The 24,932-nt window shown below is 51.9% G+C and carries 24 protein-coding genes and 1 pseudogene; 7 read left to right on the forward strand and 18 right to left on the reverse strand.

Features of this window, described 5'->3' with window-relative positions; all coding sequences use genetic code 11:
• The 15 genes and pseudogenes from Q0I19_RS08090 to Q0I19_RS08160 all read right to left on the reverse strand — a co-directional run.
• Window positions 1-197: pseudogene (locus tag Q0I19_RS08090) on the reverse strand (site-specific DNA-methyltransferase); the annotation flags it as partial.
• A gap of 60 nt (window positions 198-257) precedes the next feature.
• A complete protein-coding gene (locus tag Q0I19_RS08095; protein WP_055060870.1) occupies window positions 258-1,124 on the reverse strand; it encodes a VirB6/TrbL-like conjugal transfer protein, CD1112 family in 867 nt (288 codons plus the stop codon).
• A gap of 12 nt (window positions 1,125-1,136) precedes the next feature.
• The gene (locus tag Q0I19_RS08100) at window positions 1,137-1,349 is read right to left on the reverse strand and encodes a Maff2 family mobile element protein (protein ID WP_097785041.1); all 213 of its coding nucleotides are present in this window, start codon (window positions 1,347-1,349) and stop codon (window positions 1,137-1,139) included.
• A 91-nt stretch (window positions 1,350-1,440) separates the two neighbouring features.
• The gene (locus Q0I19_RS08105) at window positions 1,441-3,279 is read right to left on the reverse strand and encodes a VirD4-like conjugal transfer protein, CD1115 family (RefSeq protein ID WP_296023559.1); all 1,839 of its coding nucleotides are present in this window, start codon (window positions 3,277-3,279) and stop codon (window positions 1,441-1,443) included.
• Window positions 3,266-3,721, reverse strand: coding sequence for a PcfB family protein (locus Q0I19_RS08110; protein ID WP_366012640.1), 456 nt, complete (start codon window positions 3,719-3,721; stop codon window positions 3,266-3,268). Before Q0I19_RS08110 ends, Q0I19_RS08105 begins: the two co-directional genes overlap by 14 nt.
• 60 nt (window positions 3,722-3,781) lie before the next feature.
• On the reverse strand, window positions 3,782-4,495 hold the full coding sequence (locus Q0I19_RS08115; protein ID WP_296023594.1) for an antirestriction protein ArdA: 714 nt from the start codon (window positions 4,493-4,495) through the stop codon (window positions 3,782-3,784).
• Between the two features lie 2 nt (window positions 4,496-4,497).
• On the reverse strand, window positions 4,498-5,568 hold the full coding sequence (locus Q0I19_RS08120; RefSeq protein ID WP_296023561.1) for a DNA cytosine methyltransferase: 1,071 nt from the start codon (window positions 5,566-5,568) through the stop codon (window positions 4,498-4,500).
• A 1-nt stretch (window position 5,569) separates the two neighbouring features.
• Entirely contained in the window at window positions 5,570-5,911 is a 342-nt protein-coding gene (locus tag Q0I19_RS08125) for a hypothetical protein (protein WP_055060880.1), read from the reverse strand.
• Window positions 5,912-6,202: 291 nt separating this feature from the next.
• Entirely contained in the window at window positions 6,203-7,576 is a 1,374-nt protein-coding gene (locus tag Q0I19_RS08130; protein ID WP_296023564.1) for a ParB N-terminal domain-containing protein, read from the reverse strand.
• Window positions 7,577-7,770: 194 nt separating this feature from the next.
• The gene (gene vanG, locus Q0I19_RS08135; RefSeq protein ID WP_294761590.1) at window positions 7,771-8,832 is read right to left on the reverse strand and encodes a D-alanine--D-serine ligase VanG; all 1,062 of its coding nucleotides are present in this window, start codon (window positions 8,830-8,832) and stop codon (window positions 7,771-7,773) included.
• A gap of 18 nt (window positions 8,833-8,850) precedes the next feature.
• Window positions 8,851-9,477 (reverse strand): VanZ family protein, encoded by a 627-nt coding sequence (locus Q0I19_RS08140; RefSeq protein WP_294761587.1) that lies wholly within the window; start codon window positions 9,475-9,477, stop codon window positions 8,851-8,853.
• 3 nt (window positions 9,478-9,480) lie between these two features.
• Window positions 9,481-10,299, reverse strand: a complete 819-nt coding sequence (vanW, locus tag Q0I19_RS08145; protein WP_294761584.1) for a glycopeptide resistance accessory protein VanW — start codon at window positions 10,297-10,299, stop codon at window positions 9,481-9,483.
• Between the two features lie 142 nt (window positions 10,300-10,441).
• Window positions 10,442-11,575 carry a vancomycin resistance histidine kinase VanS gene (vanS, locus tag Q0I19_RS08150; protein ID WP_294761580.1) on the reverse strand — a complete coding sequence of 378 codons (1,134 nt, stop codon included), beginning with the start codon at window positions 11,573-11,575 and terminating at the stop codon, window positions 10,442-10,444.
• Entirely contained in the window at window positions 11,565-12,272 is a 708-nt protein-coding gene (vanR, locus tag Q0I19_RS08155) for a VanR-ABDEGLN family response regulator transcription factor (RefSeq protein WP_294761577.1), read from the reverse strand. Before vanR ends, vanS begins: the two co-directional genes overlap by 11 nt.
• A complete protein-coding gene (locus Q0I19_RS08160; protein ID WP_294761575.1) occupies window positions 12,244-12,450 on the reverse strand; it encodes a helix-turn-helix domain-containing protein in 207 nt (68 codons plus the stop codon). Before Q0I19_RS08160 ends, vanR begins: the two co-directional genes overlap by 29 nt.
• Before the next feature lie 158 nt (window positions 12,451-12,608).
• On the opposite strand from Q0I19_RS08160, the gene Q0I19_RS08165 reads away from it, so the two are divergent.
• The 7 genes from Q0I19_RS08165 (at window position 12,609) to Q0I19_RS08195 (ending at window position 18,347) form a co-directional block, all read left to right on the forward strand.
• Entirely contained in the window at window positions 12,609-12,992 is a 384-nt protein-coding gene (locus tag Q0I19_RS08165; RefSeq protein WP_294761573.1) for a helix-turn-helix transcriptional regulator, read from the forward strand.
• 224 nt (window positions 12,993-13,216) lie between these two features.
• On the forward strand, window positions 13,217-13,546 hold the full coding sequence (locus Q0I19_RS08170; protein WP_195320744.1) for a MobC family plasmid mobilization relaxosome protein: 330 nt from the start codon (window positions 13,217-13,219) through the stop codon (window positions 13,544-13,546).
• On the forward strand, window positions 13,507-14,841 hold the full coding sequence (locus Q0I19_RS08175) for a relaxase/mobilization nuclease domain-containing protein (protein ID WP_294761570.1): 1,335 nt from the start codon (window positions 13,507-13,509) through the stop codon (window positions 14,839-14,841). The genes Q0I19_RS08170 and Q0I19_RS08175 overlap by 40 nt, the downstream gene beginning before the upstream one ends.
• 121 nt (window positions 14,842-14,962) lie before the next feature.
• Window positions 14,963-15,556, forward strand: a complete 594-nt coding sequence (locus Q0I19_RS08180; RefSeq protein ID WP_117940489.1) for an AbiEi antitoxin N-terminal domain-containing protein — start codon at window positions 14,963-14,965, stop codon at window positions 15,554-15,556.
• Window positions 15,553-16,398: a nucleotidyl transferase AbiEii/AbiGii toxin family protein gene (locus Q0I19_RS08185; protein ID WP_296023569.1), complete on the forward strand. Its 846-nt coding sequence runs from the start codon at window positions 15,553-15,555 to the stop codon at window positions 16,396-16,398. Before Q0I19_RS08180 ends, Q0I19_RS08185 begins: the two co-directional genes overlap by 4 nt.
• Before the next feature lie 18 nt (window positions 16,399-16,416).
• A complete protein-coding gene (locus tag Q0I19_RS08190) occupies window positions 16,417-16,809 on the forward strand; it encodes a hypothetical protein (RefSeq protein ID WP_227250010.1) in 393 nt (130 codons plus the stop codon).
• Between the two features lie 182 nt (window positions 16,810-16,991).
• A complete protein-coding gene (locus tag Q0I19_RS08195) occupies window positions 16,992-18,347 on the forward strand; it encodes a caspase family protein (protein WP_294761557.1) in 1,356 nt (451 codons plus the stop codon).
• Window positions 18,348-18,397: 50 nt separating this feature from the next.
• Here the strand turns inward: Q0I19_RS08195 and Q0I19_RS08200 are convergent, their stop codons facing one another.
• From Q0I19_RS08200 to Q0I19_RS08210, 3 genes are read right to left on the reverse strand one after another with little or no spacing between them, the layout of a single operon-like run.
• The gene (locus Q0I19_RS08200) at window positions 18,398-18,616 is read right to left on the reverse strand and encodes a transposon-transfer assisting family protein (protein WP_294761554.1); all 219 of its coding nucleotides are present in this window, start codon (window positions 18,614-18,616) and stop codon (window positions 18,398-18,400) included.
• A 2-nt stretch (window positions 18,617-18,618) separates the two neighbouring features.
• On the reverse strand, window positions 18,619-19,569 hold the full coding sequence (locus tag Q0I19_RS08205; RefSeq protein ID WP_294761552.1) for a hypothetical protein: 951 nt from the start codon (window positions 19,567-19,569) through the stop codon (window positions 18,619-18,621).
• A 3-nt stretch (window positions 19,570-19,572) separates the two neighbouring features.
• A complete protein-coding gene (locus Q0I19_RS08210; RefSeq protein WP_366012648.1) occupies window positions 19,573-24,774 on the reverse strand; it encodes a YodL domain-containing protein in 5,202 nt (1,733 codons plus the stop codon).
• Between the last annotated feature and the right edge of the window lie 158 nt (window positions 24,775-24,932).

Genomic DNA, 24,932 nt, shown 5'->3' on the forward strand with positions numbered 1-24,932 from the left:
TGTGCGAAAAACAGCACCGCGCCCTCCGGCTTGACGGCCCATTTCACCGCCTCCCACAGCTCCGGGAGCGGCAGCGGTACATCCCAAAAGTTCCGGGTCGTGCCGTAGGGCGGATCGGTCAGAAGCATATCCACGCTATGCTTTGGCAGGGAGCGCAGGCCCTCGATGCCGTCGGAGAGGTGCAGACCCTCCGGGATCGGCCTCTGGCCACCGTGACCAGAAGCGGCGGTATCAGCGATAAAATCACCTTTCCTTTCTCAATGGGCGCTGAAGATGCTTTTTGAGATCGTCCCGGTTTTCATCAGCATGAAGCACAGAAGCACCGTATAGCCGATACAGCCCCAAATCGCGCCGATGGGATCTCCGCCTGTGGCGATCCCCTGAATGAGCACCGCATAGATGGCAACGCAGACGAGGATCAGCATACCCTGAAAGCCCACGGCAAACAGGGAGCGCAGATAGTTCTGGCCCATCGCGCCCAGTTCCCGGTTGGAGAGCGTCGCCACGGGGATGGGGGCTAAACTGGTCAGCAGATATATCTCGATCATGCGGCCATAGACGATCACGAAAATAAAAATGTTCAGTGCCAGCATGGTAAACTTAATGAGGAACGATTGCAGGAACAGGCCCAGCAGAGGGCCAAGCTCCATCGTTTCAAGGGTCATTTCCAGATCGGCCAGCATATCCGGCGTGATGTTGGTTGCGCCTGTGACAATGCCCGCCGCGCTTGCGATCACGCTTTGGGACACGTCAAAGACTGCCATGACGATATTGAACGTGTTGGACAGGATCAGGATGGCACAAGTGGTTTTGAATACCCATTTGTAGATATTCGCCACGTCGAACTCGTGCATATTGTTCTTTTCCAGTATCATCTGGATCAGCTCATAGGTGGCAACGAAGGTCAGGATCAATCCGGCAATCGGCAATATCACCGTTTCGGAAAGCTGCCGTATCAGGGAGAACACCCCGGCGTTCCATGCCGCCGGGGTAGTCCCCACCTGTACGGATATTTCCCCGACGCGGGTATTCACCGTGTCAAACAGCCCCTCGAGGTTTCCCATGATGCCCTCGATCAAAAGCCCTTTGAGCCATTCCGTGATCCATTCGGTGAGAATACCCATCGGCAGCTACCCTTAAAACAGGGTAGACAGCAGAGGGATCAGGGTCGTGCCCAGCACGATGATGCCGCCGCCCGCCATGAGCTGCTTGATGCCCTGGCTTTTGGCCGCTGCGTTATCCGAGCCGTAGCCCTCCAGCAGATTGACCACGCCCCACACGGCAAGGCCAGCGCCCAGCGCCACGACGAGAGTTTGCAGGGTAGTAACGGCAGAAGCAAAAAACTGCATAAGTCCTCCATTTCTCCGGGGCAAGGCCCCGGCTATGAAAAAAGCCGCCATTTCTGGCGGCAGCTGATCCTCTGGACACCGTGACCAGAGGTTATACAAAGGCGTCCGGGTCGTCGAGGTCGTCATAGTTGAGGATGTCCTCGTCCTCGCCTGTGAGCGCCTCGTCCGGCACGTCCACCTTGTAAACGGTATAGGTTTCGTTGGGGTTGAGCTTGTCCATCCGCCGCGTCACAAGGCTGTTGAGGTCAAAAGCGTTTTTCACCTTGTCGGCCTCGGCGGTGTATTTGTAGTTGGGATGCTGCTTCAAATCGTACTTCTTGGAGTAGAACGGCGGCAGCCCTCGGAGCTGCAAAATGCACCGATCTCCGGGCATGGTGGCAAGCTCGCTGGGGGTCATCAGCTCCCGGCCCAGCCGCTGGGTATTTTGGCTGTAGCTTTCGGATTGGCCCCGTGAGCGTCCCTCGGTCTGCATGGAGATGGTGGCCTTACCCAGCCAGTTCTCGGATATTTCCTTGATGGTGGAGCTTTCGCGTCCGCCGAGGAACAGCACACTATCCATGTTGCCGAGGATGGTTTCCGCGTTCTTGTCATAGATGGCCTTGCACTGAGCCAACTGCTGATACAGCAGGCACAGGCTGATCTCACGGGAGCGGATAACAGCTACCAGCTTTTCAAGCTGGGGCACCTGTCCCGTGTTGGCCGCCTCGTCCCACAGTACCCGCACATGATGGGGCAGCCGTCCGCCGTGAACATTGTCCGCCCGTTCGCACAGTAGATTGAACATCTGCGAAAAGGCCAGCGCCACAAGGAAATTGTAGGTGCTGTCCGTGTCGCTGATGCAGAAAAAAGTAGCCGTCCGGCGATCTCCCATGCGGTCAAGCTCCAGCTCGTCATAGGACATGATCTCCCGAAGCTGGGGGATGTCAAAGGGGGCCAGACGCGCACCGCAGGAAATGAGGATGCTTTTTGCCGTCTTGCCGCTGCTTAGCTTGAATTTGCGGTATTGCTTCACGGCGAAGCAATCCGGCTTGCGTTTGGCAAGGCCGTCAAACATATAGTCCACGGCATTTTTATAGTTTTCGTCATCCTCCTTGACCTCCATGCCGGAGATCATGTCCACCAGCGTATTCATATTCCGATCCTCGGCAGGCCCCTCAAAAATGATATAGGCGATCAGGGCACAGTACAGAAGCGTTTCCGCTTTCGTCCAGAACGGATCGCCCTCCTTGCCCTCGCCCTTGGTGTTGGTGATCAGGGCGTTCACGAATTTCAGGATGTCGGCCTCGTTGCGGATATACGACAAAGGGTTGTAGTGCATGGACTTGGAAAAATCTATGCTGTTGAACACCTTGATCTTATAGCCCCGGCGCTGGAGAAAGGCCCCGACCTGCCCCAGCACACCGCCCTTGGGGTCTACCACCACATAGGAAGAATGGGCCTGCAAAAGCTGCGGCGTGAGCCAAAAGCGGGTCTTGCCGGAGCCGGACGAGCCGATCCCGCAGAAATTGAGATTGCGGGCGTTGGCGGGATTTTTGGGGCGGGTATTCATGGTGAGCCGTTCTGTGGCGGTCAGCAGCATATTGTTTTCAAACTTGGGATCGACAAAAGGCTTGATGTCCTTTTCGTTTCCCCAGCGGGCTGTGCCGTACTCGGCATCGCGGCGAAATTTCTTTGCTTTTTTCGCCTTGCAGTAGATCAGCAGCCGGAAACCGACTGCGCCCACAATGCCGACAAACCAATCCAGCGGGGCAAGGCCGGGGGCAAAGCTGCCAAAGGCCGCGCCGATGGTCTGGCCCAGCCCCAGCAGCTTTTCCCCGAAGCCCGCACCAGCGGCCAGACGGTACGCCGTGCCGATTTTCAGGCAAAACCAGCCGATGAACAGGTACGGGATATTCGGAAGAACATACTTCCTGATTTTATCTGTCGCCATGCGCCGCCTCCTTTGTCAATTCCCGCTGGGGCTGCTTTTTCACCTGTTCCTCGGCCTGCCGGAGCTGCTCCCGGATCGGCGGTTGCCGGGATTTGGCCCGTTTCAGCTCCAAACGGGAATACTCGGCAAAGCAGCCTGTGATGGCATCGGCCTGCCGTGCCTTGAACAAAAGCAAATATTTTTCATCCCCCACACGACGGATGGCGTAGTCCACGCCCCATTTCCGGGCCACCTTGTCAAACAGCTTGGGCGTATCCACCTCAATAGCGTTGGTGTCCCCGCCGTGGCCCATGAGTTTCCGCACACTCTGCTTGCCGTGGGGTATCTGCGCCTTGCGGTGCTCCTTGGCGATCTTCCGACCCACGGCGGCCACCACATAGGCCAGCGCACGGGCGGTCAGCTTGGACGCCTTGACGCTGACGGCGATGGTCTGCCGGGACACTTCATCTCCGACGATAGCTTACACCTCCTTTGCCCTCTGGCCACCGTGACCAGAAGCGGCCTATCTGTCCTCGCGGCTGGCGGGGAGCCGCTGCTTTTCCTCGTTCAGCGCCGAACGGTCTATGACCTCCTGATACGCCGCCATCTGCTCCCGGATATTCAGCTTGGGATAGGCAAAGATGCGGTGCTCCGGGGGAATATCCTCCATCCCGTGATACCGCTCCACAAATCTGCCGCCGTTATTGAACACATAGCCGCCGGGGGCAAAATGGCCGCCCTCGTTGATCCGCACGTCCCGCCCGTAGGCTTCAAAGTCGAAGTAGGGCAGCACATTATCCGGCACATCCAGCATTTCCATTTCCTCGATATAGACCCGGCCCAGCGCCTCCTCGCTGTCGATACCGGGGTAGAAGTCATAGCAATCCAGATTTTGCGCGAGGTTGATCAGGTCATGGACGCTGCCTGTGTATTCGCCGCTGTCAATGACGGCCTCAAACTTTTCAATGTCGCTCTGGTCGAGGTCAGACAGCACATGGGCCAGATGGTTCAGCTCGTCAATGCTTTCATACTCGCCCAAATGGTCATACAGGCCCAGCACATCACCGTCGAATGAGGTAATAAAGATTTCCTCATACCGTACCCCATCCACGCCGATGCGCTTCAAAAGGGCCTGCACCTCCTCCGTGGTGGCCGGGAATTTCAGCGTTTCGCCCACAAGCCGCCCCTCGTTGTATTTGCCGAGGTTGGTAATGTAGGCTTCAAACAGGGATGATATTTTCAGCACCTCCTTGTCAGAACATCATATATGCCGCGCATAATGTACTCGGCGCAGGGCAGCGCGATAGCATTTCCCAGCGTCCGGTAGCGGTGGGCGGGCAGGATTTCCTCACCATCCGCGCCGTACCTTGTCCAGCCCTCCGGCAGCCCCATGAGCCGTTCACATTCTCTTTCCGTGGGAAAGCGGACACAGCCCCCGGCAGGATCGTCCTCATACCAAAAGGCAAAGGGACTGACCGTGCTGGCTAACAGAGTGGGAAAAGGGTCAGTTGGCAGTCCGAAGCTGTTTCGGAACGCCTCCGTTGTCCGCTCCTTTGCCGATGCCCGCATACGGTAGCATTGAAAGGGTCTGGTGATCGGTACACGCCGCCCTGCTTCAATAAAAGAGCCTCGATCTCCGCAGGCGGCGGACAGCCAGCAATCTCCGCCAGACGCAGAAATTGACTGCACTGCGCGGGGCTTAAAAAGTATTTCGTGGGAACATTGTCCTCCAAAGTCTGCCACAACAAAGACGCGCTGCCGTCGTGCCAATCGGGGGCTTGCCCAATGCTGGGCATCCATGAGCCGCCATGAGAGATCGGGCGTGTGCCCTCGCACCATTCCGGCTCCTGCCCATTTTCCAGAAGCAGGCATTGAAATGTCGGCGGCTGTGAACGCTGAGAGCACGGCTCTAAAGTCCATCCGGTCATTTGAAAAAAACGCTCCCATGACGTTCTCCCAAACAGCGATTGCTGGAAATATACCATTTGTCGCCTCCCTCATTTCACGGATAATGCGGATCGCATGAAAGAACAGGCTGGATTTTTCCCCGGCAAGACCGGCCCTGTTGCCGATCTGTGAGAGGTTCTGGCAGGGTGAGCCAAAGGTGATGATGTGGACAGGCGGAATGTCGCCGCCGTTCAGCTTTGTCACATCTCCTAAATGCGCCATACCGGGAAAACGGCGTTTCGTGATGGAGATAGGCGCTTTTTCGATCTCGCTGGCCCATGCAGGCACGATACCGCAGCGCACCGCCGCCAGCGGGAACACGCCGATCCCGTCAAACAGGCTCCCCAGCCGGATCTCGTTCATATCAGCGGCGGCCCTGACGCTTTACGGTCAGGATGCCGTCCAGCGTGGTTGCCGTGATCCCCAGCCGCTGGGCCACGGCCACATCGTTTTTCATGCTTTCCGTGGAGATACTGCCGCACACCACCAGCACATGAGAGCGGCGAAGCAGGTCACGGCCCATGTCGATGCCGCTCTTGTGCTCCTCGGGAACGGCGTCGTTCAGGAAAAGGGGCTGATAGAGCGTGGGGCAGATGGGCGAAAAGCCCGCCTCATAGACAGCACGGCAATACTTGGCGGCCTGCTCCGTCGCCTCGCAGGGATCGCCGCTCCACGCGGCGGTGATATACGCAAGGGGTCGTTTCATTGTGAAAACCTCCGTTTTTATATAATGTAGTGGGTCAACCTTTTTCCCCCGCCCTTTTCCAATCTTGGAAAAGGGGGCGGCTCTGGAGGATATACCCCCGCCGCTTGCCGGAGAAAAAGCACAGCCGGGGCAGGCGGTCAAGGGCAAAGCCGCCGCATACGGCGGGGCGAAACCCCCTTGACAGCCCGCTCCCGCCTGTGCTCAATTACGGGCGGCGACGGGGGATATAACCGCAAGAGCCATATCCTACCGGGGCAGCAAAAAGCCTCTGGTCATGGTGGCCAGAGGTCGTTACTTTTCCATATCCATTTTCTTGTCGGGCTTGGCAAGCTCGGGCGGCTGCCGCTCTTTCCAGTCCTCCAGCAGCGTCATGATCTGGTCTTTCATCTGCCGGGGCGTGGCCTCCTTGCCAAAAAACTTTTCCAGTTCAGCGCCAGTAATGATCACGTCACGATCCTCCTTTTTCTTTTCTTCACACAAAATACCGTCGATCACGTCCGGGGAGAGCTTGTTTTCCTTGTCCAGCTCACGGAGCCGCTTTGCCTGACCCTTGGAGGGCGAAGCCTGCTGGCCCTCAATGGACACGGCGATATACTTCTGGTGCTTGGGGCGCACACGGGAAATTTCCACAGCCGGGGTGAAAGACAGCTTTCCGTCATCCATCGTCTGCTTCAATTCCGGCACAAGATCATTGAGCCAGATATACCGCTGTACGGTTTTCACGCTCATGCCGTTGCGCTGGCCCACGCTTTCAAGAGAGAGCTTTCCGGCCTCGGCGCTGTCGCCACGCGCTCCCTGATGCTTGATGGCCTCATACTGCATTTTCAGGGACAGGGCCTTTTCGCTGGGCAAAATCGTTTCACGCTGACGGAGGTTGTCATCCGTCATAGCGAGAATGGCCTCGTCATCCGTCATATTGCGGACGATACAGGGCATATTGCGATACCCGGCAAGCTGGCTGGCCATCTGGCGGCGGTGGCCCGCGATGATCTCATAGCCGCCGCCCTCACGGGGACGCACCAGCGCGGGCTGGTTGACGCCGCCGTTGCGGACGCTCTCCACCAGAGATTTCATTTCCGCATCGTCACGGACGCCGAAAGGATGATCCTTGAACGGGTGCAGGTCGGAAAGGTCAAGATAGACGATTTCCTCTTTCTCGGCGCGGGTAGCGTCACGGGGCGTAGGCGGTACTTCCGGGGCCGGGGGCGCTGCCTTTTCCTCGGGGGCCGCATGGGTCTTGCCAGCCTTGGGCGGCTTGGCCTGCTCCGGGGACGCTTTTTCCGTCTTGGGCGGGCGGCCTCGGCGGGGCTTTTCCGCTTTTACCTCTTTCTTGACCCCCGGCTCGGTGGGCGTAGCTTTTTCGGCTTTTGCAGGGCGGCCCCGTTTGGGCTTGGGCTTCTCTGGCTCCGGCATGGGCTTTTCCCATTCCTGCTTGCTGTACTCGGTGACGGAAACAGGCTGGGCTTCCGGCTCCTTGGGGATGTCCGTCGGAGCATCCTTTTCCGGCGTGGAACGCACAGCGGAAAGGTCAATCACCTTTGCGGACGGAGCAGGGCCGCCGCCCACATCAGGGATTTCGGCCTGCTCCATTTTTGGGGCCTTTCCCGGCATTTCAGGCGGGGTCTGTTCCTCCGTGGTAGGGGGATGCTTGTTTTCTTCTGCCATGACACGAATAACCTCCTTGACAAGAATTTAGGCCATGCCGCACGGCTGGCCCATATCGGCACACAGAGAAAACGCTGTCTGCATACAAAAACACCGCCTATGTCCTGTTAGGCGGTGCATTGTGTAAGGCTTGGCAGCTCATTTTCAGTTGTTTTTCTCTGTGTGCCCTTGTCAAGCGATGTTTTTGTTGTTGCTTAAAGTGATTTTGCGCATTCTTTTGTGTATAGTCCAAGCAGCTTGTCCAGCATATCCGAGAAGGACAGGCCGATTCCTTTCATCATATTCGGATAGCGGCTGTGAGAGGTAAATCCGGGAATCGTATTGACCTCATTAAAAACGATCTCTCCGGCCGGAGTCAGAAACATATCTACCCGTGCAAAACCGGAGCAGTCCAACGCTTTGAAAATCGTTTTTGCAGCCTCCTGAATACGCAGCTCTGTTGCAGCGTCAATTCTGGCGGGCATGTGGATTTTTGAAGTTTTCAGTGTGTACTTTTCCGTATAATCGAAAAAACCACCGGAAAGCTCAATTTCATCAACCCGTCCGACCATTAGTTTTTCTACACCGAGAACGGCGCAGCCGACTTCAAATCCGTCAATGGCTTCCTCCGCAATAACCTCCGAATCATTCTCAAAGGCAAGGTGAATTGCATTCTCTAATTTTTCGGGTTCGGATACTTTCGTCACGCCAAAAGACGACCCGGCACGAACCGGCTTTACGAAAATCGGGAAAGATAGGGAGTCCTTGATTTTCTGTACCGCATCGTTGACCTCCGATTTTTTGAAAGCAACCGATTTGGGTACAGAAATCCCCTCAAGCGAAACCAGCTTATGTGCTCTGTCTTTGTCCATACACAAAGCAGAAGCCAGTGTGCCGCAGCCGACGATTGGAACACCTGCAAGTTCCAAAAGCCCCTGCACAGTTCCGTCCTCTCCGTTCTTGCCATGCAGAACAGGAAATGCAAGGTCGATTTTCTGAACAGTATATCGTCCGTCAAGTAGTTCCAAGAATCCGCCAACTGACCGATCCTGTGAAAAAGCGACTTTATTCAGATGAGAAGCATCATTACACCATGTGCCTGCCGCGATCTTTGAAAGCTCTCCGGTGTAGTGATACCAGTCACCCGCTTTCGTGATTCCAATCGGAAATACTTCAAATTCTTCGGTATTGATGTTTTCAAAAACAGCCGCGGCGGACTGCAACGATACTTCATATTCGGTGGAATGACCTCCGAAAATAATCGCAATTTTTCTCATTATATTTTCCTCCAATCTTTAGTGCCAAATGAGCGGTGCAACCTTGAATGCAAACCAAAATGGATAATGGAGAAAGAACATGCCACAAAAACTTATGGCAATATAAATCCATGCTTCTTTACTTCCATCTACGGTTGTTTTCATCCGCTGACCGAATAATTTTGCAAAAGCGAACCAAACTGCAAACCCGACTGCTGTTCCAAGCGTATTTGCGATCAAGTCATCAATATCTGTTGCTCGCGTCGTCAATAGCTGTGAAACCTCAATGAGTGCCGAAAACCCTGCCCCGGACAAAACAGTTACCCTAAATTTTCGATATGCCTTCCATACAAACGGAAGCAAAAATCCAAGTGGCACACACATAAGAATATTCAAGAAAAATCCCGTGGTGAAATTCTGAAAAGGGATCAGATTCACGGTTCCCTGAATAAAGGAAGGATTGATGGACCCTTCTGGTCGATATAGAATATCACTGAGCCCTCCGGCACCCGTTATGTCGTACACCTGCCAGCAGTACAGAACAAAAATCATCACCCAAACCGAGTGTAATAGAGGTTTTTTTCTACCCCATACCAGCAGATAAATAAAACACGGCAGCACTGCACAGAGGAGACTATATATTGTTTCTTGATTGTAATTGAACATTTTTTACTTCTCCTGTACTTCCATCCCTTCCGGCAACAAATAAGTAATTTCGCATTTATTCGTATAAAGCAGATGCTTCATCGTTTTACCGCTGATCGTATCTGTTTCGGTGCGACACACCTCGGCCATCTGAAAAATTTTCCCGTTTTGGCGAACATAGGTTACGGACGAGTTGTAAATTGAATACTCCTTCGTGACAGGTTCTGCCGTATAAATCCGACCATAAATATTGCTTTCGTCAAAAGCGACTTCAATTTGGAATGTGTTGTCCGTATCATTGCGAACCTGAAGATCGCACCAGCCCTCACTGACCGTTGCGTCCGTTCCTTTGGGCAAATCCTCTGTTGTTGAAGGGAAGGACTCTACGGCGTGTCCGTGACGCTCGACAATCGTCAACGGCGTGTGCAGAAAGCACCAAAACAGCAGGTTGCTGAGCTGGCAAAGTCCCCCTCCGTATGAACCTATAATTTTTCCATCCACAAGATTTAAGCCGTCTTTATAAGGCTCTTTCTTGTCGGCATTGCGCACAAGCCAATAAAACGAAAAGGTTTCCTTCGGGCGTATCAGAACTTTATTGATGGCTTTTCCAGCCAGTTTAAGGTTGTGAACCTTGTTATACTGATACTGAATATCGTAGCCACTGCTTTGATTTACCATTAAAGCCGAAGTTTCAAAAATCTTATTTGGAAGCAGTTCATCGGATATAGTGTCTGCGTAGTGGTTTTTGTCCAGACGCATTTTCAAATAACAGCATTTTTTCCTCTGCCACTGCCGCAGTGGGAGCAGAAACGGAAAAAGCTGTGTCAACCGTTTTCTTGCCATAGGGGTCACTCCTTGAATTGACATCACAAAAACAAAAAACTCTTGTTTCTCGTACTTTTATCGTACCAGAAACAAGAGTTTCATTTATTTGTTTGTCCACACAGGTTTCCTCTGTTTTCCTGCGGAATTTCTTACGATTTTCCTACAGGAGCGGAAGAGTGACTGTAAATTCGATTTGCTCATTTTCACTTTTTGCGGTAATTGTTCCGTTATGAAGCTCAACGATTTCTTTTGCGACTGCAAGACCCAATCCTGCACCTCCGCTTCTGGAACTTCGTGCAACATCAAGACGATAAAACTGTTCAAAAATGCGTACAAGCTTTTCTTTTGGAATGGTATTGCCGCAATTGGTAAACTGAATACACAAATTTTCACCGTTTTGTTTTACAGTAATATGAATCGTGCTGTCATCAAAGCTATAATTCACTGCATTTCTCAGCAGATTATCAAAAACGCGCTGCATCTTATTGACATCGCACTTTATCATAGTGTCTGGGGCTATTTCAAGCTCACATTTTAAATTCTTCTCTAAAAACATTGGTTTGAACTCGTATGTAAGTTGTTCAAGCATACGGGTCAAATTGACCCTGCTGTACTCAAGAGTGATATTAGAAAGATTAAACCGCGTGATTTCAAAAAATTCGTTAATTAAATCCTCAAGATGTTCTGCTTTTTCCAAAGAAATTGACAAATACTTTTCTCTTAATTCTTCGGAAATTTTGTTTTCGTCCCGCAGCAAAGTTAAATACCCAATTACTGAGGTGAGTGGGGTTTTCAAATCGTGGGCAAGATAAACAACAAGGTCATTTTTCCGCTGTTCTGAAAGCTCTGCTGCCAGTTTTCGTTGTTCAAGAGTATGCTTAATATGATTGATTTTCTTTTCGATTGCAGTTAATTCAGAAGGCAAAACAATATCTCCTGAATTTTCTTCTATCAGAGCATCTATACTACGGTTAATTTCTTTGAAATACTTGGAAAATTCATTTAGATAAAAGCGCAAAATAATTGCAAATAACAGTAAGGAAAGCACTACGAAGAAAAGACTCATATAACCTCTAATATATATTGAATATACATTATAAGCTCGGTCATAATCATGGTAGACAAAATTATCCAAAAAACCCACAAAAGTGTCTGCTATGTGCCCTTTTAAAAATAGAGAGTACAAGGCTGCTAAAAAAGCAAACGCAAAAAACAACATTCCAAAAGTTCTAATCAATAATTTGTTTTTAAGAAGACGATAATCATCTCTTTCGCTATTTCTTTTATTTTTCAATGGTATATCCCACTCCCCACACAGTTTTTATAAATTTCGGTTTTTTTGCAGGCTCATTAAGCTTTTCCCTCAATCTTCCGATATGAGCCATAACAGTATTATTGTTATCAAGGTACTGCTCGCCCCAAACATTTTCAAACAATTCTTCAGACGGTATAACTTTTCCTCTGTTCTCACATAAGTACCAGAGGATAGAAAACTCAATAGGTGTCAAAGTAACCTCTTTTCCATACAAAGTACATTTGTGAGTATTCTTGTTTATAATAAGTCCTCTTACATCATGTTCTGCAATGGGAGCATCTATTTCCTTGGTATTAGCCGCATTATTATAACGAACATAACGGCGAAGTTGCGTTTTTACTCTTGCTACAACCTCCAAAGGATTGAAAGGTTTTGTAATGTAATCATCAGCTCCAATGGTAAGTCCCATAATTTTATCAGTATCCTCAACTTTTGCCGTCAGCATTATAATAGGATAATAATACTGTTCTCTGATTTTCTGACAAATACGAAATCCATCAATATCTGGAAGCATCACATCAAGAATCGCCAAATCAGGCGTGTTTGATTCAATACACTTCAAAGCATCCATGCCATTATAAAATTTATAGACAGAGTAGCCATCATTTTTAAGATATACCTCTAACAAGTCGGCAAGCTCTTTTTCATCATCGACAACCAGTATTTTCTCTTTCATTTTCTTTATTTCCCTTCAATCTTTGGTCGAATGGTTTTTCTGCATATCGGGGAATCAACCACATTCGGCTAAGTTTTGCTACCCTTGGTATACGATTTTCTTCGCATAACTTTTGCACTCTCCGTTCCGAAATACCCCATATTCTTGCTGCTTCTGGAGCGGAAATATATTCAAGCATTTTGCTACCCTCCTGCAAAAATTCCTTTGTCATTATTATATACGGTCGGACGAATGATTGCAAGAAACGAAATGCGAATTATTTAAGCTAATAGCATGAATATATAAGTCATATTCTGAAAGAAGGCTGAACTGTAGAATGTAATAGGGTGATTGAATATGTCCAAAAGAGCCAAGAAAGAGAAGCGCCCTGTTGCGAAAATCGACTTTAAGCCGTATGGCGCAGCAATCAAAGCTGGGCGCACTAAACAGAAAGAATCCCGGAATAAGGCAGCCGACGCGCTGTTTATTTCGCCGCGCTATCTTGCCAACATCGAGAATAAAGGACAGCATCCCAGCGTACAGGTATTCTTAGAGCTGATGTCCCGCTATCATATCTCTGTGGATCAGATTCTTCATAGTGATACTATGGAGGGTAAGTCTACGGAGCGTATGCAGTTTGAAACGCTGTTGGACGAGCTGACGGACGCTGAAATCAAAATCCTCACAGCAACCGCGCAAGCGTTGCTGGACGCAAGATTGGACAGCGAGGGAGAAAATTGAATACGGTATAAGGAACGCTATGAACAGGTGGTTCATGGCGTTTTTCTTTTGAAAAAGTTTGCCTGCGGTTTGCCAAATTGCGGCTGTGCCGCCGTTGTAGTAGTGAGGGAGATACCGTAGCAAGCATAGGGAGTGTAGCCACACTCCCGAAAAAGCACCTGTCTGTGCTTTGCTTGTTGGGATAATCCCAAACCCTTATTCGGAGCGGAAAGGACGGTGAACAAATGGCAAACCGAACGCGGAATATCGTGCTGCGCGTTCCTGTGACTGCCGGGGAACGGGCAATGATCGAGCGTAAAATGCAGCAGATGGGAACGGGCTGTTTTTCCGTTTATGCGCGGAAAATGCTCATAGACGGCTATGTGATCCGGCTGGATTACAGCGACGTGAAAGCAATGACCGCCGAGCTGCAAAAAATCGGCACAAACATCAATCAGATTGCAAAGCGCGTGAACGCTACGGGAACGCTCTATGCGCAGGACATTGAGGACATCAAGGGGGCGATGGCGGAGATATGGCAATTACAAAGATCCATCCTATCAAAAGCACCTTAAAAAAAGCCATTGACTACATCGTTGATCCTGCAAAGACCGACGATAAGTTGCTGGTGTCCTCGTTCGGCTGCGCCGTGGAAACCGCAGACCTTGAGTTTGAGAAAACACGGCTGCTTGCCATGCAGAAAGGCAACAATCTCGCTCACCATCTGATACAGGCCTTTGAGCCGGGCGAGATCAGCTATGCGCAAGCCCACGAGATCGGGCGGCAGCTTGCCGATGAAATCCTCGGCGGCAAGTATGAGTATGTCATTGCTACCCACATCAACAAGGAACATTGCCATAACCATATTATTTTCTGCGCCGTGGATTTTGCGGAACATAAGAAGTACATTTCCAACCGCAAAAGCTACGCACAGATCCGCCGCGTCAGCGACAGATTGTGCCGGGAAAACGGGCTGTCCGTTGTCACGCCCGGCGCGGAGCGCGGCAAGCAGTATGCCGAATGGGACGCGCAGCGGAAAGGGACAAGCTATAAGCAAAAGCTGAAAATCACCATCGACAGGCTCATTCCCATTTCCAAAGACCTTGACGACCTCCTGCGTCGGCTGGAAGCCGAGGGGTATGAAATCAAGCGTAGAAAGTATATCTCATTCCGCGCTCCCGGTCAGGAGCGATTTACCCGTGCAAAGACGTTGGGTGAAGCCTACACCGAGGAAGCCATAGACGAACGCATCAGGGGCAAGGTCATTCTGAAAACGCCGAAGCCGGAACGCAGCGGCGTGTCGCTGCTGATTGATATTGAAAACTGCATCAAGGCGCAGCAATCCGCAGGATATGAACGCTGGGCAAAAATTGAAAACCTGAAACGCGCCGCCCGCACAATGGTATTTCTCGACCAGCACGGCATTTCCCACTATACCGATTTGGAGCAGAAGATCACGGAGCTTCAGGACAGCAACGAGCAAACTGCCGCTGCGCTGAAAACGGCGGAACGCCGCCTGTCTGATCTGGCGCTGCTGATAAAGCATACCGCCACCTACAAGGAGCTAAAGCCGTTGTATAGCGAATACAAAAAATCCCGTGACAAGGAAAAGTATCTGCGCGGACGTGAGCGTGAAATCATTCTCTTTGAAGCGTCGGTGCGGGCGCTGAAAGCGGCGGGTGTCGGTGATAAGCTCCCCGACCTTGCCAAGCTGCGCGAGGAATATTTCAGACTGTCCGAAGAAAAGGATCGGCTGTACGCTGAGTACGGAAGCCTGAAAAAACGTATGCGGGAATACGATGCCGTCAAGCAGAACATCGACAGCATCCTGTCCTCCAATCGTGGGCAGGAACAGGACAAAGCCCTGTAGATTCTCTGACGTTCACACATTATTTTCAAGCAATTTAATGTGTGTTCGTCGTTTCGCGGTTGACAACCGCACATTATTTCCGTATAATATAATGTGTGATTGTCAAAGCGAGGTGAGAAGCATGAACGCCAAGGAGAAAATCGAAGAACTGCTGGAAGCGTCGGAGGACGGCACGATCACCGCAGCGCAGGTGACGGAAGCCGGACTGCACCGCAGCGTTTTACAGGAGTTTGTTAAGAGCGGCGAGATGTACCGCTTCGGGCGCGGCCTGTATGTGCGGAGCAGCGCATGGGAGGACGATTTTTACCTCTTGCAGCGCAAGTATGGGCGCGGGATTTACTCGCACGATACCGCCCTGTATCTGCTGGGCTATTCAGACCGTACCCCGGCGAAATATACGATGACCTTTCCCAAGGGCTACAATGCCCCGTCCTTGAAGCAGGAGAACTTAATCATCAAGCGCGTTGTGCCGGAGAACTACGAGTTCGGCAGAATTGAAATTGAATCCCCCTCCGGCAATCCGATTCGTGTTTACGATTTGGAACGGACGCTGTGTGACATTCTGCGCGGCAGCGGCAGCGATGTTCAGATCGTCGGAGAAGCCATGAAACGCTATGCAGCGTCCAAGGATAAGAACATTCACAAACTGATGCAGTACGCAGACCAGCTTCGCGTGAAGCCTAAGGTGCTGCGATACATGGAGGTTTTGCTATGATTACAAAAAATCCGATGCAACTGAAAGCCTTTATCAAGAACAAAGCGGCAGAGAAGCATATCTCAGCACAGCTCGTCATGCAAAACTATATGCTCGAACGGCTGCTGGAACGGATTTCGCTCTCGCCCTATAAGAACAATTTCATTCTCAAAGGCGGATTCCTGATTTCCGCCATTGTGGGACTGGACACGCGGGCAACAATGGATCTGGACACAACGATCAAGGGCTTCACCCTGACGCATGAAGCAATCCGCAAAATCTTTACAGAGATTTGCGCTGTCCAGATTGCCGACGACGTGCAGTTTGAGGTCGTCGGTATCTCTGACATTCGGGAAACCGACGATTACCCCGGCATCCGGGTCGCGCTGAAAGCGAACTATCCGCCGATCAGCGTACCGCTGACGGTGGATGTCACCACGGGCGACATGATAACTCCCCGTGAGGTGGAATACACATTCTCCCTGCTGTTCGATGACCGCACGATCAGTATTCTTGCCTACAACCTTGAAACGGTGCTGGCGGAAAAGCTGGAAACTGTGCTGTCCCGCAACATTGCGAATACCCGTCCGAGAGACTATTACGACGTACATATCCTGTATGCGCTGCGCGGCGCGGAGTGCGACAAAGCGACGCTACGCCGGGCGCTGGAACGAACGACGCAGAAACGCGGCAGCGGCATGATCCTGACAGACTACCCGGAGATTATGAAAGAGATCCGCAAAAGCGATACGCTCCGTAGGCTGTGGGAGAAATACAGCCGCGAGTATGAGTACGCAAAGGACATTTCCTTTGATGATACCTGTAATACCATTCAGACGATTATGGACGCAATCATGGTGTAAACGAAAGGAGGCTTCTTTATGGGTTGGCTGGCAGCACAGGGCGCGATTATGGCGATTGGGCTTTTCATCGGGCTTGTCTGCTCGGTGATCGGACTATTCTTTGGGCATATCATTCTCTTTGACAGCATTGCTCTTGGCATCGCCGCCGGAGTGTGCTGCAACCAGTTCACCGCAATTCATCCGGCACTCTGCCTTGTGATCGGCATCGCAACATTTCTGCTGCTGTTGTGGCTGCAAAATACCAGCATTGGCTTCTGGCTCGTCGGCGGGCTGCTCACGCTGATTTATGCAGCGGTGTTCGGGCTGCTGGCCTACTTCATTTCGGAGCATGATCCCATTTGGGGCTGGGTGATTTTCGGTCTGGTGTTCCTCGTGGTCGGTGCGCTGCACCTACGCGCACGGGATAACTAAAAGTAAGTGCAAGGTCACGGCTTAGAGTGCCTGTATGCCTTGCTGGGAGCGGCTTTACAGTGCGGGAAACACAAGGGGAGTATGTTTTCCTGCCAGTTATGAAAAATGAGTTTGAATGCGTGACCGGAAAATGCAAGTACAGCATAAACAAGTTGGTTCTTCTCAAAATACGGAGGGGTTTTATGAAAAAACGAGCAATTCTTTTTGGAATGTTCCACTACAATAGAAGCGCTTCAATTACAGCAAACGATCTACCAAGCACAGAAATTGATGTAAAGACATTAGAAAAGAGATTAAAGCAGTTACAGTTTGAAACCGTTTCATATATGGATCTTTGCTTGAAAGATATGGAGCAAAAGATAACTGAATTTGCAGATACAGCTCCGTGTGATTCTCTGAATGTAGTATATTTCTCTGGACATGGCGGCCACAGCAAAGGCGAGAACTATTTGTATCCTGTGGATTTTGGGAATAGCTTGGATGCAAGAATGTCTATTGAAGATAGCGCATTTAATCTCAAACGAATCCAACCGCTTTTCAAAAGAAAAGTGAAGCTCTTGATAATTGTTGATGCCTGCCGCGACAAATTAAAGCCAGATTATGCTTGTAATTATTCGGAAATGGTCGCGCCACAAGATACATACATAGCCTACGCCACACAATTTGGAGATTACTCTGGTTGCACTCCAGCAATAAGCTATTTTACAGAAGCGTTATGCGACAATATCTTAACTCCGAACATCTCGGTTGATCGACTGTTTACTGATGTGCGGGCTGCTCTCTATTTGAAACACGGCAGACAAATATCAAACAGCGTAAACGGGTTTATGAGTGATATTTCTTTGAACGAACAGGCCGACCACGATAAAGTGGGAAATTTGGTTTTGCAGTTTGTGGATCACTATGGCGATATGTATGTTGATAAATATGGTCCCTTTGCAGGAGATGACTTAGTGTTCATAGATGCAGCACAATATTGTGGTATCAGTGTATTAGACGCAATCTATAAATTTCAAAAACTTGATGCAGAACGATGCCACGTTACCGATAGCCTTTCAGAAAGCCACAAAAAACTAATTGCATTTTGGGGAATGTTGGGGAACGGTTTAGAGCAGGATGAGTTTTATACATGGAAATACCGAGGACGACCTATAAGATTAGGAGAAATCCCACCGTTGCCATTAGATATGCAAAAACCTATGCCGGATGCTGGAAAAGAAATTGAAGTTGATTTTAAGCTCAATATAAAGCATGATGGGATATACATTTCAACAAATCTACCAGATAACTACCAGCTTTTTGGAAAGATAAATGGCAGGTATTCATTCAACAACATCGTTGTTAAGAGTGGAAACGCCCAAATACCTCTTTCTGATAAAATATCCGAGGTTTACGCAGTCGATTTGTATTCAGTTGTGCCTACTATTTCGGGAGTTGATAGCTCTATCATAGGAGAAAAGGCTCGAAATCTTGTGGGGCAATATGTAAAGTTTTCCCCAATCAGCGGAAACTCCATTGAATTTCATTACAAGAAATAAAAACGCGGGGCGCAGCAGCCATTATCGGCTGCCGCGCCCCGCGTCGTCTTTTACTCTGCGTCGGAAAGCGTCATGGTGAACTGCGCTTCCTCAAATGCTGCGTCGGTCATGTTGTGCAGCTTATGGATCGTTTGCTCTGCCAGCGGGCGCATATCTGCGTCCATATCCGGCAGCGCGTCGGAAATCGCCGCAATCGTTCTGCGGCGGTCGTGCTTGTGGTAAATGCAGATCAGATTTTCTTCCTCAATGGTGAACGAAACATTGCCCATGCTCATACCTCCAAATCATTGTCTTTCGCCTTTGCCGCTGCCTTTTTCGGTGCAGCGGTCTTTTTTGACTGTCCCTCTTTAAGCTGCGCCCGGACAGAGGGACGCTGCTTGCGCAGCGGCAGATCACGCCGCTCGTCCTTGCTGATAAAAGCGAAAACTCCGTGTCTGTCCTTGACCGAGGAAAGATACAGCGTCTTATACGGAAGCAGCGCAAATAGCCGCTCATGCTCCTTGCTGGATGCGATACGCTCAAACCACGGCGACACCTCTGCGACAAAATGCGTTCCGTTGGGGCTGTTGGGCGCTTGCAGGGATTGGAACGCCGCCGAAAGGCGCTGTGCTTCGGCAAGCACCTTTTCGTCGGAAAGCCGTCCGATATGTTCTTTGAAATTACCGGGTTTCAGCCGCTCACGCTTCCGGCTTTCGTCGCGCAGCAGATCCCGCAGCGCGTCCGGGTCATGCGGCACGGCTTCATAACGCACGAATTTTCCATACTCCCGATCCGGCGTCGCTTCAAAGCGGTATTCCTTGGGCAGCTCCCGCGAGCCGTTTTCATAGATCAGACGGTTATTGTCTGTCCGCAAGGCGGTCTGGATTGCAAGCTCGGCTTTTGCCGCATAGTCCAGCTCATAAATGCTGCCTTTTACCTTGCCGCTTTCCATGCCGGACAGTACCACGGCATAGGCAAGCACACGCTCATTGGTCTGCTCATGGTAGAAACGGAACGTATTATGCTCTCGCGTTCCGCGCAGAAACACGTCCCGTTCCCGCAGGCAATGCGTTCCGTTGGGACGGGAAAACCATAGATAGACCTTATCCTCGGCGTTTTTACTCTTTGCCGCCCGCGTCAGAATCTTCTTATCAATGTCAAAATCATTCTGAAAGGCGGCTGTGTTCTGCTGCATGATCTGTTGCAGGGATGCCAGCACATCCACATTTTCAAATTTATTCATAGGTCACTCCATTTCCAAAGCCTGCCGGATGCTTCGTTTGGCTTCCTGTTCCTTTTCCCGCTGCTGCGGCTTGCCGGACTGCGCACGATCTGCTTTGAGCTGTGCGCGGATAGACGGCTTTTTGCCGTCCGGGTCGCGCTGCGGCGTTCTGCCGTCCTCGGCCTTGACCGCTGCGGCAAGCGCGGAGAGCGAAATCACCTCGCCGCGCTTTGCCTTTTCTTCCAGATCGTCCACGGACGGGGTGTTGTTGATCTGTCCGTCAATCATGTTGCAGTTCTGCTCGGTGGATAGCTCCGCCGTGCGCATATAGTTTTCCTGCTCCCGCTGCTCGGCGGCAATGGCAAAGGCCTGTGTGCCGTTGCCCATGATAAGGTACTTGTCGTCATCGGTGCTGTGGTGATACCCATAGCCTGCGGCTTCCATCTGCTCACGGGTCATATCGGCAACATGGAAGTTGCCCCGCGGCGTTGAAACGCGCTCCCCAGTCAGGTGGGCGTCAGGGGCAGCGGATTCGTGTTGCTGGGCGCTGCGCTGCACGTCAATGGGCTTTTCCCCGGAGATAGGCTGAATACAGGAAATGTACCCTGCGGCGTAGTATGCGTTTTTGTTAAGCTGGCGCTGCCATGCGCCGACGCTGGGTGCCCAGCGGAAGCCGTTTGCTTTCAGCTCGTCCCGTGCTGCTTCATCCGGCTTGCCGTCAAAGAACACTTGCAGACGGTTATCTGCTTTGTTGGCTTCCACGCGCCCGCCGTCAAATTCCCATCCGGCGAAATGGGTGTCCTCATGCTGCCGCACCTGTTCAATGCGCCCACGGATGCGGCGAATCTCGGCATTGTTGTTGGAGAGCATATAGGCGGGGTACGGCCGGCTCTTATCCAGATGCCAGGACTGCGACATTTCCTGCTGCAATTTGGTGATCTGCTCCGGCGTCAGACTGGGGCAGCCCTCCAGCGTTTTGTGCTTACGGAAATAGGCGTTGACGGCTTTCATAGTTTTCTGCGCCGATTCCAGCTTGACGAGCTTGGCTTCCAGCTTCGCCGCTGCCTGCGGGTCGTCCATGCTGATACCGCCCATGCCTGTGCTGCGGATCTTGTCCAAAATCCCCTGAACATCCTGCCATTCCTGCATATTGCGGTCACGGGCGGCGTTTTGCTTCTCTTTCTTGCGAACAGGGAAATTGCTGCCGCCTGCAACGAGGATAGAGGGAACACGGGCTTCAATGGCATAGTGGTCGTTCAGATTTTCCGCCAGCTTGCGGGCGTAGGTGTCCAGCAGCGCGTCAATTTTCTCATGGTACATGGGATCGACGCGCTCTTTCTGCCGCTGCGCAATCGCCGCTGCCTGATCCACCATCTGCTGATATTCGGCGGTGGCGCTGCCTGCGGCGTAGTCGCGGTAGCTGTTTGCATCGTTGGCACGTCGGGCAGCGCCCTCATTGATGGTATAATACCTGACGGAGGCTTGCTCCGGCGCGGTATCTGCGGGCGGCGCTTCCTCTGGCTGCTCCTGCTGCTCGTAGCCATTGGCGGCATATTCCTCCACGGTCATGCCTGCGGCTTCGGCTTCCTGTGCAATCTCACTTTCCACATGGGCTTTGTAGTCCTGAAGCTCTTTATCAAAATCGGAAAGCTGCGGCGGGTCGGGCAAGTGATAATCGCCCGCGTTCAGCTTTTCCCGGCAAGCGTCTACATGGGCAAGAACCGCATGAAAATATGCTGTCTGCTCCGGCGTCAGGGCTTCTCCATTTTCCAGCATATCCGCAGCAGTGCGCTCCTGCTCGGAGAGATTGCAATGCAGGCGCATATACGGTACAAACTCGGTGAGGAGCGTTTCACGCTCGGCCTTGTCCTTTTCCCACGCTTCCGCGCCCTCGTTGTGCAGCACAAAGTTTTTCCAGTTTTCGTCCTTGGCGTAGTATTCGTGATAGGCTTGGATATGGTCGATCAGAGCGCCGTCCCCATCACCAAAGTCCTGCCGTCCCTCGTAGCTGTCGCGTTCCCCGCGGAATGTGCAGTCAATGCGGAATTTGGTTTTATCGTACCAGCCGCCTGTGTAACCGGGCTTCTCACGCTCGGAACGCTTTTCATCGTCCAGCGCCTTAAAGAGCGCGTCGGCACGGGCAAGCGGGAGCTGTTCACCCTCTTGCAGTTTATCGCTCTCGCTCCAAAGAATCGTCACGACGGGTTGCATCGCAGGATCAAGGGAGGGTGCTTCCTTGCCGGATGCTTCCTCTTGGTCGTGGAACATGGCAAGCTGCTCGTCGCTGGCATAGGTCAGGTCGTCAAACTCCAAATCGTTCAGCTCACCTTGAATCAGCGTAGCCAGCGATTCATACTGTCGGCTTTCAATCTGCACGTCACCCAAATATTTTTCAATGCGGAAGTCCGTCAGGTTTGCGTATGCCTGAATGGGGATTTCATCATCCGTAACGGTCGTGTGTCCAATGCCGACGGCGGACAGGTCGCTGAAATCTGCGCCGGAATGAAATTCTTCGCGGCAGTAATCGTCGATCAGCTTTTTCGCAAACTCCAATTCGGCGCGTCCCCGTGCGGCGTCGCTGAGATGCAGAGAGTAAAGGCCGGAAGCAGAGGAAAAGCCGACGTTGTTGAAAACATAGTCCACATCACTTTCTTTCAGCGCTCCGGCTGCGTAGTAATTTTCCCGCGTGGGCGTCGGGCTTACGCTGCCGGATGCAATGTCGTGATTCAAGCCTGTTTCCAAATGCGTGCAGATTTTTCCGTCCACCGCCAGCGTCGCATAGTACCAACCTATGTAACCGCTGCTTTGCTGATCTGCGCCGTCGTTGAACTCCACATTCAGCAGTGTGTAGGGCTTTAAGCCTTTTGCTTCGGCAATAGCATTGTCCTGAAGCTCGCGCTCTTTGAGGGCGGTATAGGCAGTTTCCTTTGCAATGCGGATGATTTCAGGGTTATACCGCACCAACGCGCTATCGACAAGCTCCTGCCGCACCTTTTTGGTTCTGGCTTTCCGCGTTATGTGGTTGCCCAAAAACAGAGAGCCGCCATTATCAAAGCGAATGGAAATATCACTTGTGCCGCGCCATTTTCCCGTGCAGGGCGAGGTTTCAATCGTGCCGGATGTGCAGCCGAACGCCTGCGCGATCACGCCGATTTTCTCCTGCATGGAAAGCGTTTCATACCGCTTGGCAATTTCAACAGCCTGCTTCTGTAACTCTGTCAGCGGCCGTTCCGCTGGCGGGGCGTCAGCCTGTGCTTCCTGCTGCGCGGTCTGCTCCGGCTGTAAAAACTCCGGCACTTCGGTATAACCGCCACGATCCAGATAGTGCGCCGTTTCCTGTTCTCCGCGATGCAGCACAATGACATCGGACATGGAAAGGCTATGCCCGGTAAAATCCTGCGGCCTGTCCATATTGAAGCGAACAAAAATGTCCTCCAGCGTGTCCGTGTCGGAGAGGGGCGCGGTATAGACCAGCTCATAATTTTCACGGTCAACCCGCAGCCCGGCGGCCTTTACCTGTTCCAGCGGCTCAAATCGGAGATCCCGTGTTGCGTCGCCGTCTTTGAGCTGATAAATGGAAAAGGTGTTCTCCGGCACGTCCTGCGCAGCAGCCTGTTCCTGCTCTGCGGTGTGCTGCGCCTGAAGCTCTGCAAAATGCCCCTCGATTTCGGAAATAAACTCGCTGGCGGCGGTGCGGATAGTTTCAAGAGATGCTTTCAGCTCCTTAATATCGCGGCCGCTGCTCCACCCGGCGACGTAGCCAAAGGAGTAGTCCGACGTGTCCAGCCCGAAATGCTGACACACCGTATAGGCGACGCTTTCCGCCTGCACCTCGCGGGTGCTGCGGTCGGGGCGCTCCGTCTGCTCCGGCGCGTTCAGGTCAATATCGTGCAGCTTGGCATGGGCAATCTCATGGATCGCCGTTTTGATGGTTTGCAGCTTGCTCATGCCGTCGTCAATGGCAATGCGCTTTTCTGCAAGGTCATAATAGCCGTGTGCGCTGCCGTCGATTTTTTCAAGCGTCACAGGAACGGGAGAGGTCAGCTTCAAGGCTCGCCAAAAATCTTCATACTGTTCCACATTGCCCGTGAGCGCGTCCACGGCAATGTCGGGAAGTTCCTTGCCCTCGGTCTGGCTCACATCGAATACCGACACCACCTTGAACGCTGGAATCGTCACCTCCTGCTGCTCCGTGACGGGCTTACCGTCTGCGCCAATCACAGGCTGCCCGGTGTCCGGGTCAGTTTTCGCCACATCCTTTTTGATTTTATAGGGCGCGGGCGCAAGAATTTTGATGCCCTTTTCACCGGATTTGACATGGCGTTCAAATTCGTCGCGCCATTTTCCGTAGCCTGCGACAAGGGATGCGTCCGGCTTCTGCATGACAATCAGCAGCGTATTGTTCAAGCTGTAATTGTGGAAGCGGGACATGGCTTTCAGATAATCCCGATACCGTTCACTTTCAAAAACCTCCTGTACGCCCTGTTCCAAATGCTCGGTGATCTCCTTGATCCTGCCCTGCGTGTCAGTGGCGTTCAGCACCAATGGGCGCACGGGGATTGGCTCTGCGGGCAGCGCCGCGCCCTGCGGCAGCTCGTCCATATCCCGTTGGGGGCTGGGCTGCGCAGTCAGGCGATATTCCTGCGGCACTTGGTTGGCTTTGTACCACTCCGCATAATCGTTGCCGTTATTGTAGACATAGCCATAATCGGTAAAAATACCGCGATCCTCTTTGACCGCTTCGCGCCCGTAGCTCTTGTAATCAAAGAACCTCTTAGCAGCGTCCGGCAATTCCAGCTCGTCCAGGTCGTCAATGAGGTAATGCCCGTAATCATCAGAATTGTGTACGGTGGGATAAAGCCAGTAGCAGTCCAGATTGTGCGTCAGGTTGATTAAGTCCGCCGCGCTTGCCGCATGGTCGCCGTACTGCGCGGCAGCGGCAAATTTGTCGCGTTCCTCGTCGCTGCGCTGGGTGAGCAGCGCGGCAAGATAGTTCAAATCATCCAGACTTTCGCCGGGCTTCAAGGCTTCGCTCCACCCGTCCAGAGAGGATTGATAGGCAGATACCTGATACTGTTCCGTATCGCTCCCGTCTACGCCCAGCCGTTCAAAAACGGCTTTCATCGTTTCGGCGTCGGTGGGCAGCGATACCCATTCCGCAACAGGCGTTTCCTCGGTGTGCCGTGCAGTGTTGATAAGATATACTTCCAAAAGGTGTTCGTCCACGTCTGCGCTCCTTTCTAACATAAGGGTTTGGGACTATCCCAACAAGCAATCGCCGCCCGGTCTGTGCCGGACGGCGATTTTCGGGAGTTGTAGCCACACTCCCTATGCTTGCTGCGTTACTGAATCGTTCTTTTATCTCCGTAAAATGCGTTCTGTCA

Source organism: uncultured Gemmiger sp. (genome assembly GCF_934561205.1).
In the GTDB taxonomy this organism is placed as follows: domain Bacteria; phylum Bacillota; class Clostridia; order Oscillospirales; family Ruminococcaceae; genus Gemmiger.

Excerpts from the sequence above, each read along its gene's own strand:
- Q0I19_RS08130 (WP_296023564.1), bottom strand. The coding sequence starts at position 7,576 with ATGGCAGAAGAAAACAAGCATCCCCCTACCACGGAGGAACAGACCCCG.
- Q0I19_RS08140 (WP_294761587.1), bottom strand. The coding sequence starts at position 9,477 with ATGTTCAATTACAATCAAGAAACAATATATAGTCTCCTCTGTGCAGTG.
- Q0I19_RS08205 (WP_294761552.1), bottom strand. The coding sequence starts at position 19,569 with ATGAATAAATTTGAAAATGTGGATGTGCTGGCATCCCTGCAACAGATC.
- Q0I19_RS08195 (WP_294761557.1), top strand. The coding sequence starts at position 16,992 with ATGAAAAAACGAGCAATTCTTTTTGGAATGTTCCACTACAATAGAAGC.
- vanG (WP_294761590.1), bottom strand. The coding sequence starts at position 8,832 with ATGAGAAAAATTGCGATTATTTTCGGAGGTCATTCCACCGAATATGAA.
- Q0I19_RS08200 (WP_294761554.1), bottom strand. The coding sequence starts at position 18,616 with ATGGGCAATGTTTCGTTCACCATTGAGGAAGAAAATCTGATCTGCATT.
- Q0I19_RS08190 (WP_227250010.1), top strand. The coding sequence starts at position 16,417 with ATGGGTTGGCTGGCAGCACAGGGCGCGATTATGGCGATTGGGCTTTTC.
- Q0I19_RS08165 (WP_294761573.1), top strand. The coding sequence starts at position 12,609 with ATGTCCAAAAGAGCCAAGAAAGAGAAGCGCCCTGTTGCGAAAATCGAC.
- Q0I19_RS08105 (WP_296023559.1), bottom strand. The coding sequence starts at position 3,279 with ATGGCGACAGATAAAATCAGGAAGTATGTTCTTCCGAATATCCCGTAC.
- Q0I19_RS08095 (WP_055060870.1), bottom strand. The coding sequence starts at position 1,124 with ATGGGTATTCTCACCGAATGGATCACGGAATGGCTCAAAGGGCTTTTG.
- vanW (WP_294761584.1), bottom strand. The coding sequence starts at position 10,299 with ATGGCAAGAAAACGGTTGACACAGCTTTTTCCGTTTCTGCTCCCACTG.
- Q0I19_RS08120 (WP_296023561.1), bottom strand. The coding sequence starts at position 5,568 with ATGAACGAGATCCGGCTGGGGAGCCTGTTTGACGGGATCGGCGTGTTC.
- Q0I19_RS08125 (WP_055060880.1), bottom strand. The coding sequence starts at position 5,911 with ATGAAACGACCCCTTGCGTATATCACCGCCGCGTGGAGCGGCGATCCC.
- Q0I19_RS08175 (WP_294761570.1), top strand. The coding sequence starts at position 13,507 with ATGGCAATTACAAAGATCCATCCTATCAAAAGCACCTTAAAAAAAGCC.
- Q0I19_RS08185 (WP_296023569.1), top strand. The coding sequence starts at position 15,553 with ATGATTACAAAAAATCCGATGCAACTGAAAGCCTTTATCAAGAACAAA.
- Q0I19_RS08180 (WP_117940489.1), top strand. The coding sequence starts at position 14,963 with ATGAACGCCAAGGAGAAAATCGAAGAACTGCTGGAAGCGTCGGAGGAC.
- Q0I19_RS08160 (WP_294761575.1), bottom strand. The coding sequence starts at position 12,450 with ATGCTTGAATATATTTCCGCTCCAGAAGCAGCAAGAATATGGGGTATT.
- vanR (WP_294761577.1), bottom strand. The coding sequence starts at position 12,272 with ATGAAAGAGAAAATACTGGTTGTCGATGATGAAAAAGAGCTTGCCGAC.
- Q0I19_RS08170 (WP_195320744.1), top strand. The coding sequence starts at position 13,217 with ATGGCAAACCGAACGCGGAATATCGTGCTGCGCGTTCCTGTGACTGCC.
- Q0I19_RS08100 (WP_097785041.1), bottom strand. The coding sequence starts at position 1,349 with ATGCAGTTTTTTGCTTCTGCCGTTACTACCCTGCAAACTCTCGTCGTG.